This is a genomic window from Pseudomonas sp. BMS12, from assembly GCF_001592875.1.
GTDB lineage: Bacteria > Pseudomonadota > Gammaproteobacteria > Pseudomonadales > Pseudomonadaceae > Aquipseudomonas.
In genome coordinates, this window is sequence record NZ_LSOF01000013.1 from 68,742 (window position 1) to 82,797 (window position 14,056).

At 67.5% G+C, this 14,056-nt stretch carries 14 protein-coding genes; 1 reads left to right on the forward strand and 13 read right to left on the reverse strand.

The features are described 5' to 3' along the window. Window positions 1–49: 49 nt before the first annotated feature. The 12 genes from AYB31_RS12810 to AYB31_RS12865 all read right to left on the reverse strand — a co-directional run bounded on the left by AYB31_RS12810 (window position 50) and on the right by AYB31_RS12865 (window position 11,848). A complete protein-coding gene (locus AYB31_RS12810) occupies window positions 50–637 on the reverse strand; it encodes a PqiC family protein (protein WP_068829081.1) in 588 nt (195 codons plus the stop codon). Continuing rightward, window positions 634–1,584 carry an MlaD family protein gene (locus AYB31_RS12815; protein WP_068829082.1) on the reverse strand — a complete coding sequence of 317 codons (951 nt, stop codon included), beginning with the start codon at window positions 1,582–1,584 and terminating at the stop codon, window positions 634–636. Before AYB31_RS12815 ends, AYB31_RS12810 begins: the two co-directional genes overlap by 4 nt. Beyond that, window positions 1,581–2,348, reverse strand: coding sequence for an ABC transporter ATP-binding protein (locus AYB31_RS12820; protein ID WP_068829083.1), 768 nt, complete (start codon window positions 2,346–2,348; stop codon window positions 1,581–1,583). Before AYB31_RS12820 ends, AYB31_RS12815 begins: the two co-directional genes overlap by 4 nt. A gap of 1 nt (window position 2,349) precedes the next feature. Then, the gene (locus tag AYB31_RS12825) at window positions 2,350–3,471 is read right to left on the reverse strand and encodes an MlaE family ABC transporter permease (protein ID WP_068829084.1); all 1,122 of its coding nucleotides are present in this window, start codon (window positions 3,469–3,471) and stop codon (window positions 2,350–2,352) included. A 16-nt stretch (window positions 3,472–3,487) separates the two neighbouring features. Beyond that, complete coding sequence (gene parC, locus AYB31_RS12830) at window positions 3,488–5,746, reverse strand: DNA topoisomerase IV subunit A (RefSeq protein ID WP_068829085.1); 2,259 nt, start codon at window positions 5,744–5,746, stop codon at window positions 3,488–3,490. Between the two features lie 10 nt (window positions 5,747–5,756). Beyond that, a complete protein-coding gene (locus AYB31_RS12835) occupies window positions 5,757–6,278 on the reverse strand; it encodes a retropepsin-like aspartic protease family protein (RefSeq protein WP_068829086.1) in 522 nt (173 codons plus the stop codon). Next, on the reverse strand, window positions 6,275–7,258 hold the full coding sequence (locus AYB31_RS12840; RefSeq protein ID WP_068829087.1) for an esterase-like activity of phytase family protein: 984 nt from the start codon (window positions 7,256–7,258) through the stop codon (window positions 6,275–6,277). The genes AYB31_RS12835 and AYB31_RS12840 overlap by 4 nt, the downstream gene beginning before the upstream one ends. Then, window positions 7,255–9,153, reverse strand: coding sequence for a DNA topoisomerase IV subunit B (gene parE, locus AYB31_RS12845; protein ID WP_068829088.1), 1,899 nt, complete (start codon window positions 9,151–9,153; stop codon window positions 7,255–7,257). Before parE ends, AYB31_RS12840 begins: the two co-directional genes overlap by 4 nt. Window positions 9,154–9,171: 18 nt before the next feature. Next, window positions 9,172–9,780 (reverse strand): YqiA/YcfP family alpha/beta fold hydrolase, encoded by a 609-nt coding sequence (locus tag AYB31_RS12850; RefSeq protein WP_068829089.1) that lies wholly within the window; start codon window positions 9,778–9,780, stop codon window positions 9,172–9,174. Between the two features lie 75 nt (window positions 9,781–9,855). Beyond that, on the reverse strand, window positions 9,856–10,671 hold the full coding sequence (cpdA, locus tag AYB31_RS12855) for a 3',5'-cyclic-AMP phosphodiesterase (protein WP_068829090.1): 816 nt from the start codon (window positions 10,669–10,671) through the stop codon (window positions 9,856–9,858). A gap of 134 nt (window positions 10,672–10,805) precedes the next feature. Further along, window positions 10,806–11,258: a DUF1249 domain-containing protein gene (locus tag AYB31_RS12860; protein WP_068829091.1), complete on the reverse strand. Its 453-nt coding sequence runs from the start codon at window positions 11,256–11,258 to the stop codon at window positions 10,806–10,808. Beyond that, entirely contained in the window at window positions 11,249–11,848 is a 600-nt protein-coding gene (locus tag AYB31_RS12865; RefSeq protein WP_068829092.1) for an NUDIX domain-containing protein, read from the reverse strand. The genes AYB31_RS12860 and AYB31_RS12865 overlap by 10 nt, the downstream gene beginning before the upstream one ends. Before the next feature lie 364 nt (window positions 11,849–12,212). Here AYB31_RS12865 and AYB31_RS12870 point away from each other — a divergent pair, with 364 nt between their 5' ends. Then, window positions 12,213–12,962, forward strand: coding sequence for an RsiV family protein (locus AYB31_RS12870; protein WP_068829093.1), 750 nt, complete (start codon window positions 12,213–12,215; stop codon window positions 12,960–12,962). A 56-nt stretch (window positions 12,963–13,018) separates the two neighbouring features. On the opposite strand, the gene cytX is transcribed toward AYB31_RS12870, so the two are convergent. Beyond that, on the reverse strand, window positions 13,019–14,056 hold a 1,038-nt coding region (gene cytX, locus AYB31_RS12875; protein WP_236715553.1), incomplete at its 5' end, for a putative hydroxymethylpyrimidine transporter CytX.

The following is a 14,056-nucleotide window of genomic DNA, read 5'->3' on the forward strand; positions in this document are numbered from 1 at the left end:
CGGCCGCGTATCATCCGCCAAAGCGCGGCCGGACTCCAGCCCGAGGCGCTCAGTTGCGCGTGGAGTTGTGTACCGGCAGGCTTTTCACTGCGGCGGCCAGGCGTTCGCCGAGACGCTCCACCAGTTGCCCCTGGGCGGCCACCTGGCCGTCCAGGCTGCCATCGTGGCTCTGTTCCAGGCGCAGCAGATCGCCGGCCTGCTGCTGGCCGGCGGCGTCGAGCAGGCGCCAGCGCGCTTCCAGCACGGCCGCTTGCTGCGGGCCAGAGTCCAGGCGGGCGATATGCAGGATCAGCTGGGCGTCGGCGCGAAAACCGATGCGATCCGGATAGAGCGCCAGGTTGCCGCTGTGCAGCTGGTTGGCCAGGGTCGCCAGCAGCAGGTTGCCGATATCGTCCTGCAGGCTGCCGGCCCAGCGCCGGTCCGGGCTGAGGTCGAGGCGCTGGTCGCTACGCCGTTGCACCAGGCTTTCGCGCTGCAGGTAGTCGGCCAGCTGCAGCGGGCCGAGCAGCAGCGCCGGGCCGTTGCCGGTGCTGCTGGCCTGCGCTTGCGGCATGGGCAGCTGGTAGAAGTGCTGCGGCGTGCTGGTGGCGCAGCCGGCCAGCAGCAGGAAGGCGAGGGGCAGCAGGCGCTTGCTCATGGCTGGGGCTTCCCGAATATCAAGGATTGCGGTTGCTGTTCCAGGCTCTCGGCGCTGCGCTGCAGGGCCTTGCTGGCGCGGCCGAGCTCCTGCAGGGCGTTGCTCAGCTCGTACTGCAGCTCGGACTGCGGGCCCAGGCTGCGCCGGCCGTCGCCGAGCAGGGCGTTGGTCTGCTCCAGGGTCTGGCGCAGCGCCGCGGTGGTCAGGCGGATTTCGCCGAGGGTGGCGTTGAACTCGCCGCTGCTGCGCTGAGCCGAGCCGAGCAGGGCCGGCAGCTGGGTCTCCAGGCGCTGAGTCAGGCGGTCGAGGCCGGCCAGGGTAGTAGCGAGGCTGTGCAGACCCTGTTGCAGATCGCTGGAGTTGCTCAGGCGTTCGATGCCCTGCATGGCCTTGCTGGCCGAGTCGATCAGTTCGCGCAGGGGCAGCTCGCGCACCTCGCCGATCAGGTCGTTGAGCAGATTGGCGGCCTGGTCGATGCGCGACGGCACGCTGGGAATCGCCGGCAGCTCCACTTCGTTGGGTTCGCGCACATAGCCGCGCTGGTCGGGGAACATGTCCAGCGCGACGATGGCCTTGCCGGTGAGCAGGCTGGGGGTTTGCAGCTGGGCGCGCAGGCCGCGCTCGACCAGCTGCTTGAGTACCTGGTCGAAGCCGCGCTTGCCCTCGGTGCGGTTGGGCTGGATGCGCAGGATCACCGGCATCACCACGTCCTTGATGTTGCGGTCGTAGGACAGGCGGATTTCGCGCACGCTGCCGATTTTCACGCCGCGATAGGTGACGTCGGCACCGACGTCCAGACCATCCAGCGCGCCGGTGAAGTACACCACGTACTCGCTGGGCTGGCTGAACCAGCTCTCGCGCGACAGCAGCAGGGCGCCGGCCACCAGCAGGAACAGGCCGCCGAGCAGGAAACTGCCGATCAGCAAGGGCTTGCGGGTTTCGCTCATGGGGCCTCCTTGGCCAGGTGCGTGTCGCGGCGCAGGAAACGCTGCACCACCTGCGGGCCGTGGGCCAGCAGCTCCGCGGGTGGGCCGAGGGCCAGCTGGGTGCCGGCCTGGGCGTCGAGGAACAGGCAGGTGTCGGCCACGGCGAAGATGCTCGGCAGCTCGTGGGTCACCAGCACGATACTGGAGCCGAGGCTGTCGCGCAGCTGCAGGATCAGTTCGTCCAGGGCCATGGAGCTGATCGGGTCGAGGCCGGCCGAGGGCTCGTCGAAGAACAGCACCTGTGGATCGAGGGCCAGGGCGCGGGCCAGGGCGGCGCGCTTGCGCATGCCGCCGGACAGCTCGGCCGGGTACAGCTCGTCGCAGCCGCCGAGGCCGACCAGGCTCAGTTTGAGCGCGGCCAGCTCGTCCAGTTCGGCGCGGGACAGCTTGGGCCGATAGGTTTCCAGCGGCAGGCAGATGTTCTCGCGCAGGGTCATCGCGCCCCACAGCGCGGCATTCTGGTAGAGCACGCCGAAGTCCTGCTGCAGTTCGCTGCGGCGCGCCTCGGGCTGGGCCCAGAAGTCCTCTCCGTTGAACAGCATGCGCCCGCCCAGCGGCGCCTGCAGGCCGATCAGATGGCGCAGCAGGGTGCTCTTGCCGCAGCCGCTGCCGCCCATGATGACGAACACCTCGCCGCGCTGAATGGCGAAGTTGAGGTCGTGCTGGATCACCCGCTTGCCGTAGCCGGCGGAAAGGTGATCGGCGATCAGCACGGCATCATTCATTTCATATCCCGAGTTGGGTGCAGATCAGCGTGATCAGCGCATCGCTGACCACCAGAGCGACGATGATGCTGACCACCGCGCGGGTGGTGGCCTGGCCCACGGCCTGGGCGTTACGCCCGCTGGCCAGGCCGTAGTGGCAGCCGATCAGCCCGATCAGCACGGCGAACACCAGGCTCTTGAAGATGCCGAGCAGGAAGTCGGTGAGGTTGAGCAGCTCCAGGCTCTGATTGAGGTATTGGGTGGCGGAGATGTCGAACAGCCCGGCACCGATGACGAAGCCGCCGAGGATGCCTAGGGCGTCGGCGAAGGCGCACAGCAGCGGCATGGCCACCAGCAGGGCGAGCAGGCGCGGCAACACCAGGAACTCCAGTGGCGGGAAGCCGAAGGTCTTCAGGGCGTCGATCTCCTCGTTGGCCTGCATGCTGCCCAGCTCGGCGGCATAGGCTGCGCCGGTGCGCCCGGCCATGATCACGGCGGTCATCAGTGCGCCCATCTCGCGGGTCATGCCGATGGCCACCATGTTGGCGATGTACAGCTGGGCACCGAAGGCCTCCAGTTGGGCAGCGCCAACGAAGGCGAGGATCAGGCCGACCAGGCTGGCGATCAGCGCGACGATGGGCAGGGCGCCGGGGCCGCATTGCTGCAGGGCCAGCCAGAAGTCGCCAGCGCGCATGCGCGCCTTGCCGCGCGCCAGGTTGAGCAGGGCCAGGCAGGTTTCGCCGAGGAAGGTGGCAGCCTTGACCAGGCTGGCGAACAGGCCGATGGCGAGCAGGCCCAGGCGGGTCAGTGGTCCGCCAGGTGCGCTGCTGGCGCCGGGCTGGATCGGATGGGCACTGCCCAGTTGCAGCAGGCGCTCGACGCCGTCCGGCAACTCCAGCCAGCGCAGTTCCAGTGCGCGCTCGCCGGCCAGGCGTTGCAGGCGGCGCAGCAGGGCCAGCAGGCTGCTGTCCCAGGCCGCGACCGTCACCCGCACCGGCAACTCTTTGTCGGGCAGGCGCAACGAGTCGAACACGCTGTGCAGCTCTGGCTTGCGGGTATTCAGGGTCCAGTGACCGGCAACACGCAGCTCAAGGCGGCCCTGGGAGTCCTGTTGCCAGTCCAGTTGCGCCTTGAGCTCGTTCATCTGCCGCTCCTTCGCCTCAGGCGGGTGTTTCCACCAGCAGCTGATCGACCCGCTGGAAGCCGCGTGGCAGCTTGTTGCCACGCCGCCCGCGCTCGCCCTTGTAGTGCTCCAGGTCGTCGGCCTTGAGGGTCAGGGTACGCTTGCCGGCCTGCAGTACCAGGGCAGCGCCGCTGGGCAGTACGGCCAGGTCGGTAAGGTATTCCTCGCGACTGGCCACCCGTTCGCCGGGGATGCCGATGATCTTGTTGCCCTTGCCTTTGCCCAGTTGCGGCAGGTCGCGTACCGGGAACAGCAGCAGGCGGCCTTCGGTGGTCACTGCCGCCAGCCAGTTGTCTTCCAGGCTGGCCACTGGTTTGGGCGGCACGACCTGGGAACCGTTGGGCAGGCTCAGCAGGGTCTTGCCGGCCTTGTTCTTGGCCTGCAGGTCTTCGCCCTTGACCACGAAACCATAGCCGGCATCGGAGGCGATCACGTACAGGGCGTTGTCGTCCGGCAACAACAGGCACTCGAAGGTCGCACCTGGCGGCGGTTGCAGGCGGCCGGTGAGCGGCTCGCCCTGGCCGCGCGCGGATGGTAGCGAGTGCGCTGCCAGCGAGTAGCTTCTGCCCGTCGAGTCGATAAACACCGCGTATTGATTCGAACGCCCCGGTGCGGCGGCCTTGAAGCCGTCACCGGCCTTGTAGGACAGGCCGGTAGCGTCGATGTCGTGGCCCTTGGCGCAGCGCACCCAGCCTTTTTCCGAGAGCACCACGGTGACCGGTTCGGTCGGCATCAGCTCGGTTTCCGACAGGGCCTTGGCCTCGGCGCGCGCGACGATTGGCGAACGACGGTCGTCGCCGTACTTCTCGGCATCGGCGAGGATTTCCGTGCGCACCAGCTTCTTCAGCTTGGCTTCGCTGCCGAGCAGGGCCTGCAGTTTGTCGCGTTCCTTGGCCAGCTCGTCCTGCTCGCCGCGGATCTTCATCTCCTCCAGGCGCGCCAGCTGACGCAGGCGGGTGTCGAGGATGTAGTCGGCCTGGATCTCGGTGAGGCCGAAGGTGGCCATCAGCACCGGCTTGGGCTGATCCTCGGTGCGGATGATGCGGATCACTTCGTCGATGTTGAGGAAGGCGATGAGCAAGCCTTCCAACAGGTGCAGGCGCTTTTCGACCTTGTCCAGGCGGAACTGCAGGCGGCGGCGCACGGTGCCGACGCGGTACTGCAGCCACTCGGTGAGCAGGGTGCGCAGGTCCTTGACCGACGGCTTGCCGTCGAGGCCGATGACGTTGGTGTTGACCCGGTAGCTCGACTCCAGGTCGGTGGTGGCGAACAGGTGGGTCATCAGCTCGTCGGCATCGACGCGGTTGGAGCGCGGGATGATGACGATGCGGCAGGGATTCTCGTGGTCCGACTCGTCGCGCAGGTCGGCAACCATCGGCAGCTTCTTGGCCTGCATCTGCGCGGCGATCTGCTCCAGCACCTTGGAGCCGGAGACCTGGTGCGGCAGGGCGGTGACCACGATGTCGCCGTCTTCGATACGGTACACGGCACGCATGCGCACCGAGCCGCGGCCGGTCTGGTAGATCTTCAGCAGGTCGGCGCGTGGGGTGATGATTTCCGCCTCGGTGGGGAAGTCCGGGCCAGGTATGTGCTCGGTGAGCTGCTCGACCGTGGCGCCCGGCTCGTCGAGCAGGCGCACGCAGGCGGTCGCCACTTCACGCAGGTTGTGCGGCGGCACGTCGGTGGCCATGCCCACGGCGATGCCGGTGGTGCCATTGAGCAACAGGTTGGGCAGGCGCGCCGGCAGGGTCGCCGGCTCGTCCATGGTGCCGTCGAAGTTCGGCACCCAGTCCACGGTGCCCTGGCCCAGCTCGGACAGCAGCACCTCGGAGTAGCGTGACAGGCGCGCCTCGGTATAACGCATGGCGGCGAAGGACTTGGGATCGTCCGGCGCACCCCAGTTGCCCTGGCCGTCGACCAGGGTGTAGCGGTAGCTGAATGGCTGCGCCATCAGCACCATGGCCTCGTAGCAGGCGCTGTCGCCGTGCGGGTGGTATTTACCCAGCACGTCACCGACGGTGCGCGCCGATTTCTTGTGCTTGGAATCGGCGTCCAGACCCAGTTCGCTCATGGCATAGACGATGCGCCGTTGCACGGGCTTGAGGCCGTCGCCGATATGCGGCAGGGCGCGGTCCATGATCACGTACATGGAGTAGTTCAGGTACGCCTGCTCGGTGAAGTCGGCCAGGGACCGGCGTTCGACGCCTTCCAGGCTCAGGTCGAGGGTGTCGCTCATGCGTGCCTCATTAGCGGGTTGATTGGCGCAGCACCAGGGTGCCGCCCTTCTGGGTGAATTCGAGTTGTTTCAGGGCGCTCATGCCCAGCAGCACCTGGTCGCCGTCCATGCCCGGAGTGACCAGCGCGGCGACGTCGTGCAGCCGGATGTCGCCCAGCTGCAGCAGGCCCAGGCGCGTGCGCCAGCCGCTGACGGTGCCGTTGGCGGTGCGGATCTGTACGGGGGCGCCGTGCGGGAGATCCAGGCGTTCGGCGAGCTCCAGCGGGATGGCGACTGCGGTGGCACCGGTGTCCAGCAGAAAGGTCAGGGTCGTGCCGTCGATCTGCCCGTCCAGCAGATAGTGGCCGCCAGGGCCCGCCGCCAGGCGCACTTCGATGTAGTCGGCGCCATGCACCGACTGCGGCTGACGGTTGGGGTTGGCGCGCTCGTCTTCCCAGTTGCCGAACCAGTGCGTGGCCAGGGCCAGGGCCGCGACCCAGGCCAGGAACAGCATGATGCGGGCGGCGCGCTGGCCGGCGACGGGTTCGCTCATGGTGCGCTCCAGCCACCGGCAGGGGCCTTGAAGTGCCACAGCAGCGGGCGCTTCTCGCCGTCGCTGCGGGCACCGGCTCCGGTGTCGAGGCCGACCCAGGCGCCTTCCTGGTCGAGCCAGAGCGCTTCGGCGATGCCGGCTACCTGGGGAAAGCGCTGCGGCGCGGCGAGGGCGGCCGCGGCGTAGGACCAGCACTTCTCCGCTTCGCCGGTACTGGGCGTGCGCCGGCAGATGCGCCGCTCCAGGCGTTGCAGGCTGAACAGCTTGTCGGCGTGGTAGCTCAGGTCGGAATAGTCCAGTGGGTAGCGCTTCTCGTCCTGCGGCGTGGCCGGCGAGCGCGCCGTCGCGGTATCGCTACTCAATACGCAGCCGCCGGTGCAGCGCCAGCGCTGGTTATCCCGGTGCAGCACCAGCAGGCCGCGACGGTCGCGTTCGGCGGCCAGCCACAGGCGCTCGCCGGCAGGGTCGATGGCCAGGCCCTCGAACAGCGCGTTGTAGTGCAGCAGCATGCCGCTGGCGCGGGCCTGCCGTACCAGGGTGCCGGGCAGCTGCAGCCAGTCGCCGAGGCCGCTGGGACCGACCTGCAGCACAGCGGCATGGGCCTCGCTGACCAGGTAGCGATTACCCATGGCGTCGCAGCCGATGCCTTCGAAGTCGAGATCGCCGCCGCGTACCTGGTTGGCAACCCAGGTGCGCATGCGCAGGCCCCAGGGCAGGCCGCTGGGCGGTACCGGCGGGGCGCTGAAGGTTTCCGCTTTGGCCTGCCAGGCGGCGTCGCCGGGCTGCAGGTGATACAGGCGGTCGTCCTCGCGGTCGGACACCGCCAGCCAGTCCTCGCCGCAGCGGGTCAAGCCGGACAGGTTGCCGCCGACCAGGCCTTCGATGGGGTGTTCGCCGAGCAGCTCCAGTTCGGCCGGGGCCTCGGCGGCCAGGGTCGTCGTGCAGAACAGCAGGCCGAGCAGCGCGAAGTGACGAGTCAAGCCAGGACCTCGGCCAGGTTGCCCTTGCTCTCCAGCCAGCTCTTGCGGTCGCCGGCGCGCTTCTTGGCCAGCAGCATGTCCATCACCTCGCGGGTGCCCTCGAAGTCTTCCAGGGTCAGCTGCACCAGGCGTCGGGTGTTGGGGTCCATGGTGGTTTCGCGCAGTTGCGGCGGGTTCATCTCGCCGAGGCCCTTGAAGCGGGTGACCTGCGGCTTGCCGCGGCGCTTCTCGGCCACCAGACGGTCGAGGATGCCATCGCGCTCGGCTTCGTCCAGGGCATAGAAGATTTCCTTGCCCAGGTCGATGCGGTACAGCGGCGGCATGGCCACGTAGACATGGCCGGCATCCACCAGCGGGCGGAAGTGCCGGACGAACAGGGCGCAGAGCAGGGTGGCGATGTGCAGGCCGTCGGAGTCGGCGTCGGCGAGGATGCAGATCTTGCCGTAGCGCAGCTGGGACAGGTCGCTGGAGCCGGGGTCGAGGCCGATGGCCACGGCGATGTCGTGGACTTCCTGGCTGGCCAGCACTTCGCTGCCATCCACTTCCCAGGTGTTCAGGATCTTGCCGCGCAGCGGCATGATGGCCTGGAACTCCTTGTCGCGAGCCTGCTTGGCCGAGCCGCCGGCGGAGTCACCTTCGACCAGGAACAGCTCGGCGCGCATCGGGTCCTGGCCGGCGCAGTCGGCCAGCTTGCCCGGCAGCGCCGGACCCTGGGTGATCTTCTTGCGCTCGACCTTCTTGCCCGCCTTGAGTCGGCGCCCGGCGTTGCTGATGGCCAGCTCGGCCAGGGCCAGGCCGGTTTCCGGGTGGGCGTTGAGCCACAGGCTGAAGGCGTCCTTGACCACGCCGGAGACGAAGGCTGCGGCCTCGCGCGAGGACAGACGCTCCTTGGTCTGCCCGGAGAACTGCGCTTCCTGCATCTTCATCGAGAGGACGAAGGCGATGCGCTCCCAGACGTCCTCCGGGGCCAGCTTGACCCCGCGCGGCAGCAGATTGCGGAACTCGCAGAACTCGCGCATGGCGTCCAGCAGGCCCTGGCGCAGACCGTTGACGTGGGTACCGCCCTGGGCGGTGGGGATCAGATTGACGTAGCTCTCCTGCAGGCTCTCGCCACCTTCCGGCAGCCACAGCAGGGCCCAGTCCACCGCCTCCTTGTTGCCGGCCAGGCTGCCGCAGAAAGGTTCGTCGGGCAGGCGGGCAAACTCGCTGACGGCATCGACCAGGTAGGAGCGCAGGCCGTCCTCGTAGTACCAGCGGGTGGTTTCGCCGTTGCTCTTGTCGCTGAAGGTGACTTCCAGGCCGGGGCAGAGTACGGCCTTGGCCTTCAGTACGTGCTTGAGGCGGCTGATGGAGAACTTGGGCGAGTCGAAATACTTCGGGTCGGGCCAGAAGCGCACGCTGGTGCCGGTGTTGCGCTTGCCGACGGTGCCGATCACTTCCAGGTCGCTGGCCTTGAAGCCATCGGCGAAGGTCATGCGGTATTCGCTGCCATCGCGCTTGACCCGCACCTCGACCTGGTTGGACAGGGCGTTGACCACCGAGATACCGACCCCGTGCAGACCGCCGGAGAACTGGTAGTTCTTGTTGGAGAACTTGCCGCCGGCGTGCAGCTTGGTGAGGATCAGCTCGACGCCGGGGATGCCTTCTTCCGGGTGGATGTCCACCGGCATGCCGCGGCCGTCGTCGGTCACTTCCAGCGAGTTGTCCTCGTGCAGGATCACCTGGATCGCGCTGGCGTGGCCGGCCAGGGCTTCGTCGACGCTGTTGTCGATGACTTCCTGGGCCAGGTGGTTGGGGCGCGCGGTGTCGGTGTACATGCCCGGGCGTTTGCGCACCGGGTCCAGACCGGACAGTACTTCGATGGCATCGGCGTTGTAGGCGTTCTGCTGGGCCATAAGCGGTTCAGGTCTTCTTCAAAGGGTGGAAAAGTCGAAATCGGCCCAGAGCGCCGGGGCGAAGCCGGCCAGCTCGAGGATTTCCGGAAGGCGTTGGGCGAAGCCCTGATAGCTATGATCGCCGCCGGGCTGAATGTCCAGCGTGCAACCCTGGTAGAAGGCTTCGGCCTGGCGGTAGTCGAGGGTTTCGTCCGCGGTCTGCAGCCACACGCGGTAGCGCTCGGCGTCGCGCGGTTCGGCCACTTCCAGCTCGGCCAGGGCGGCTACGTGGTCGTGGGTCAGCAGCCAGGTCTCGCCGCTGTAGTGATTGGTCTGCTCGATTTCCTGGCCGCCGAACAACTGGTGCGGGCGCACCGCGGGGTTGATCAGCAGGGCATTCAGACCGTGCTGCTGGGCCAGGTGGGTGGCGTAGTAGCCGCCCAGCGAGCTGCCGACCAGTAGCGGCCGGCCCAGTTCGTCGATGGCGGCCTGCAGCTGCTGCAGGGCCTGGCGCGGGTGGTGGTGCAGGGCGGGCACGCGCATTTGCCGGGCGATGCCGCAGTGTTCGGCAACTTTCAGCAGCTGGCTGGCCTTGGTCGAGGCGGGCGAGCTGTTGAGACCGTGGATATAAAGGATGCTGGGATTCATGGAGCGGGAGGCTACAAGCTAGGCGCCGCCAGCCGCAAGCGTTGGCACGCGGTGGTGCGGACTTTGAACGGGTTCTTAGTAGCCCTTGACGCTGTAGTCGACCTCGAAGTCGATGCCGGTGACCCGCGACACCCCGGTCTCCAGCCGCCCGTCGGCGTGCAGGCGCAGCCAGCGGTAGCCCGGTGCGCTGGTGTCGACCTGGAACTCGGTGCTGCCCGGGGCGAACTGCACGCAAGTGGACGGCGAGGCGAGCAGGCGCATGCCGTCGCGCTGCTGATCGAATTCCTGGTGGATATGGCCCCAGAGCAGCGCCTTGACCTGTGCATGACGCGCCAGCACGGCGAACAGGGCTTCAGGGTTGCGCAGGCCGATCGGCTCCATCCAGTCGCAGCCAATGGACACCGGGTGATGGTGGAAGCAGATCAGGTGGTGGCGCTGGGGGGCGTCGCTCAGGGCCTTTTCCAGCAGCTCCAGTTGGTCGTCGGCCAGGTAGCCGGGCACGGCGCCGGGAATGGAGGAGTCGAGCAGGGTGATGCGCCAGTTGCCGAGGTCGATGATCGGCTCCAGCAAGTCGCTGTTGGCACAGGCTTCCTGCATGGCCGGCAGCTCGTCGTGGTTGCCGGCAAACCAGCGGGTCTCGGCGCCAAGTTGGGCGGTGAGACGATGAAAGCGCTGGTAGGAGGCCAGGCTGCCGTCCTGGGACAGGTCGCCGCTGGCGAGGATCAGATCGATCTGGGGCTGTTCGCTCTGCACCCGCTCGATCACCTTTTCCAGGCTGTCGCGGGTGTTCATGCCCAACAGCTTGCCGTCTTCCTCGGCAAAGAGGTGGCTGTCCGACAGCTGCACCAGCAGTATCGGGCGATCGGGGGCAAGGGACGACGGGCGCGACAAGGGCCTACTCCTGAGCGAGGTCTCAGGATTATGGTGGGTGAAACGGGATTCGGTAAACCCGACAAGCGTGAACAGGTCACATTTGCGTGGTCGGGCCTGCGTTCGGCGCCTGTTTTACCACGGCTAGGTCGAAACTAGAGTACCGGCGCCAGCTCGTGACCACAGGCGATACAGTGGCTCAACCATTCGCCGAGGAACAGGTTGAGCTGGCTCTTCTCGTCGGGCTGGTGCATGGCGGCATTGGGGTAGGGGTAGATGCCGCGAAAGCGCCGAGCGTTCTCGGCCCCGGTGACCTCGGCCATGCGTGCGTCATGGTAGGCGCGCACTTCCAGGCGCGGTACCGGCAGCCAGGCCAGGCTGTGTTCCTGACGCACTTCCAGGGTGGTGGTGTAGGGGCAGTTCTCGGTCACCTTGAGCGTCAGCACGCCGAGAAGCAGGTCGCCCTGGCTCAAGGCCACGCGGCGTTCGCCCTGCGCTTCGCGCATGTCCGGGAGCAGGCGCAGCAGACGCGCATAGTTGGCTTCGCAAGCGGCCTGCAGCTCGACCAGGTCGACCCGGTAGCGCTCGCGCAGCAGGTTCATGACCACAGCCCCCGGACTTCCGCGCGGTTCAGCGCCAGCCATTGCAGGGCGATGATGCTGGCGGCGTTGTTGATGCGTCCGTCCTTCACCGCCTGCAGGGCATTCTCCAGTGGCCAGACGTGCACGCGGATGTCCTCGCCCTCCTCGGCCAGGCCATGCACACCACCGGCGCCTTCGCTGTCGCAGCGCCCGACATACAGGTACACGCGCTCATCCGAACCGCCGGGAGAGGGAAAGTAGGTGGTGATCGGCCACAGCGAGGTCAGGGTCAGGTCGGCCTCCTCGACGGCCTCCCGGCGCGCCACTTCTTCCGGCTCCTCGTCCTTGTCGATCAGGCCGGCCACCAGCTCGATCAGCCAGGGGTTGCTGCTCTTTTCCATGGCGCCGACGCGAAACTGCTCGATCAGCACCACATTGTCGCGTTGCGGGTCATAGGGCAGCACGCAGACCGCGTCGTGGCGCACGAACAGTTCGCGGCTGAGCTGCGGGCCCATGCCGCCGGCGAACTGGCGGTGACGCAGGTGCAGGCGGTCCAGGCGGTAGAAACCCTTGAAACAGGTCTCGCGCTGGAGCACCTCGACGTCGCTGTGTGACATGCATTCTCCCCTCTGGTGTCGGCCGGCCGCCGTATTGTCGCGGCCGGGTGATGACGAATGTGCGCGCCGTGTGGCGGCTTTGGCAAGTGCCCCGCATGCGGGCGGCCCGCTCTGGCCGGCTGGCGTTTACGCAGTTTCGCCGGCAATTGCGACAGGATGAGCGTGGATTGCTTCGCCCAGGCGCATTCTCGCAAATCGGCTGCGCTGCATGGTGGCGGATTGTCGAAGCAGTGCCCGCTGTCGCAGTGCTGCAATCGCGTCACGGGCTTGGATCGATGATTGGCGCCAGCCACAATGGCGGCCGCGCACGGAACAGATGCCGACGCGCACAGTCGAAACGCCCGCCGCCGTTCAAGGAATGTTCATGCGCTCCATTGCCGTTGCCAGCCTGCTGTCGTTGTCGCTCCTGCTCTCGGGTTGCCAGTCGCTACTATCGACCGGCGATAGCCGACCTTTGCCCACCACCCGCCAGGCCTGGGAGCATCGTCCGGTCGGTTGCGAAGACAAGGACTGTCCGCTGGTCAATATCGACCTGCAGCTGTTGGACGGCATGCCGGAGCTCAACGCTCGCATTGAGCGCGAGCTGCTCAAGCTGACCATCGAGCTGCCGGGCGATCCGCCGCCACCGTCGCTGGCGGTGCACGAGCGCGAGTTCCTGGCCAGCGGCAAGCCGGGCTGGATGAGCTATCTGCAGGCCAAGGTGCTGGAACAGCACGACCGGCTGCTGGTGATCGAGCTGTCCAGTTACCGCTTCAACGGTGGCAAGCGCGGCGAGCCGGGGCGCGCCTACCTGACCTATGATCGCCAGCTGGGGCGGGTGGTCGAGCTCGGCGAACTGCTGCTGCCGGACCAGCAAGGCGCCTTCTGGGAGCAGGCGCGCCAGGCGCATCAGGCCTGGCTGCAGAAGAACGGCCATGCCGACGATGCTCGGTTCCAGGCCGTCTGGCCCTTCGTGCGCACCGCCAACGTGGCCCTGCTGCGCGACTCGGTGATGCTCAAGTACGAGATCGAGCGCATCGCGCCCTACGAGAGCGGCCATCCGACCCTGCATATTCCCTATGCCAAGCTGGATGGCATCCTCAAGCCAATCTACTTCCCGGGTGGTGCCCGCTAGCAGGCTGTTGGAACACTGCCTCGGCAACGTTATTCAGCAGCCTGCCAACCACGGGTTCAGCGGCGCAGTCGGCCCAGCAGCCACTGCAACGCGGCGGCCAGCAGCAGTGCCGGCAAGGTGGCGCCGATTTCCGGATAGAGGTTCGCCAGCAGGTGGAACAGGGCCACGCCGCAGGCCCAGGCCAGCAGGCTGTCCCAGCGTAGCGCCGGCACACTGGCCGGCAGCTGGCGGCGGCGCAGGACGAAGTGATCCATCAGCACCACGCCGAACAGTGGCGCGAACACCGAGCCGATCAGCAGCAGGAAGTGTTCGTACTGCGCCAGCGGGGCCAGCCAGGCGATCAGAGTGCAGAGCACGCCGATGGCCAGGGCCAGGTGCTCGACCTTGAGTGGCAGCAGGGTGCCGCTGGATACCGCCGCCGAGTGAATGTCGGCGAAGGCCTTCTCCGACTCGTCGAGCAGAATCAGCAGCAACGGGATGCCCATGCCGGCACCGGCCAGGGCCAGCAGCAGGCTGTTGGCTTCCTCGGGGGCGGCGAAGGCCAGGGTGTAGGCCACCCCGAGGCCCATCAGCCACAGACAGCCGACGAAGAAGCCCAGTGCCGCACCGGCGAACACGCCACTGGCGCGCTTGCCGAAACGCGAGTAGTCGGCGATCAGCGGCAGCCAGGACAGCGGCATGGCGATGGCCAGGTCGAAGCCCAAGGCGAAGCTCATCGAGCCGTCGCCGGGACGGGCCCAGAGCATGGCCAGGTCGGCCTTGGCGAACAGGTTCCAGGTCAGCCAGGCGCAAGCGCCGAGCAGCAGCCAGATGCCCCATTGACGCAGCACGCGGCGGACGAAGGCCAGTGGGCCGGCGATCGCCAGCAGGGTGGCCAGGGCACCGAACAGCAGGGTCCACAGGGTGGCATTGCCCCAGGCGCTGTCCGCACCGAGGAACTTGCCGGCCAGCAGGCTGGCGGCATCGCGCATGACGATGATCTCGAACGCGCCCCAGCCGACCAGCTGCAGCAGGTTGAGCAGCGCCGGCAGTGCCGCGCCTTGTTGGCCCAGGCTCAGGCGCAAGGCGGCCATCGAGGCCAGGCCGGTGTCGCT

Coding starts and splice junctions, on each gene's coding strand:
- AYB31_RS12810 (WP_068829081.1), bottom strand. CDS start 637: ATGAGCAAGCGCCTGCTGCCCCTCGCCTTCCTGCTGCTGGCCGGCTGC.
- AYB31_RS12815 (WP_068829082.1), bottom strand. CDS start 1,584: ATGAGCGAAACCCGCAAGCCCTTGCTGATCGGCAGTTTCCTGCTCGGC.
- AYB31_RS12820 (WP_068829083.1), bottom strand. CDS start 2,348: ATGAATGATGCCGTGCTGATCGCCGATCACCTTTCCGCCGGCTACGGC.
- AYB31_RS12825 (WP_068829084.1), bottom strand. CDS start 3,471: ATGAACGAGCTCAAGGCGCAACTGGACTGGCAACAGGACTCCCAGGGC.
- parC (WP_068829085.1), bottom strand. CDS start 5,746: ATGAGCGACACCCTCGACCTGAGCCTGGAAGGCGTCGAACGCCGGTCC.
- AYB31_RS12835 (WP_068829086.1), bottom strand. CDS start 6,278: ATGAGCGAACCCGTCGCCGGCCAGCGCGCCGCCCGCATCATGCTGTTC.
- parE (WP_068829088.1), bottom strand. CDS start 9,153: ATGGCCCAGCAGAACGCCTACAACGCCGATGCCATCGAAGTACTGTCC.
- AYB31_RS12850 (WP_068829089.1), bottom strand. CDS start 9,780: ATGAATCCCAGCATCCTTTATATCCACGGTCTCAACAGCTCGCCCGCC.
- AYB31_RS12865 (WP_068829092.1), bottom strand. CDS start 11,848: ATGTCACACAGCGACGTCGAGGTGCTCCAGCGCGAGACCTGTTTCAAG.
- AYB31_RS12870 (WP_068829093.1), top strand. CDS start 12,213: ATGCGCTCCATTGCCGTTGCCAGCCTGCTGTCGTTGTCGCTCCTGCTC.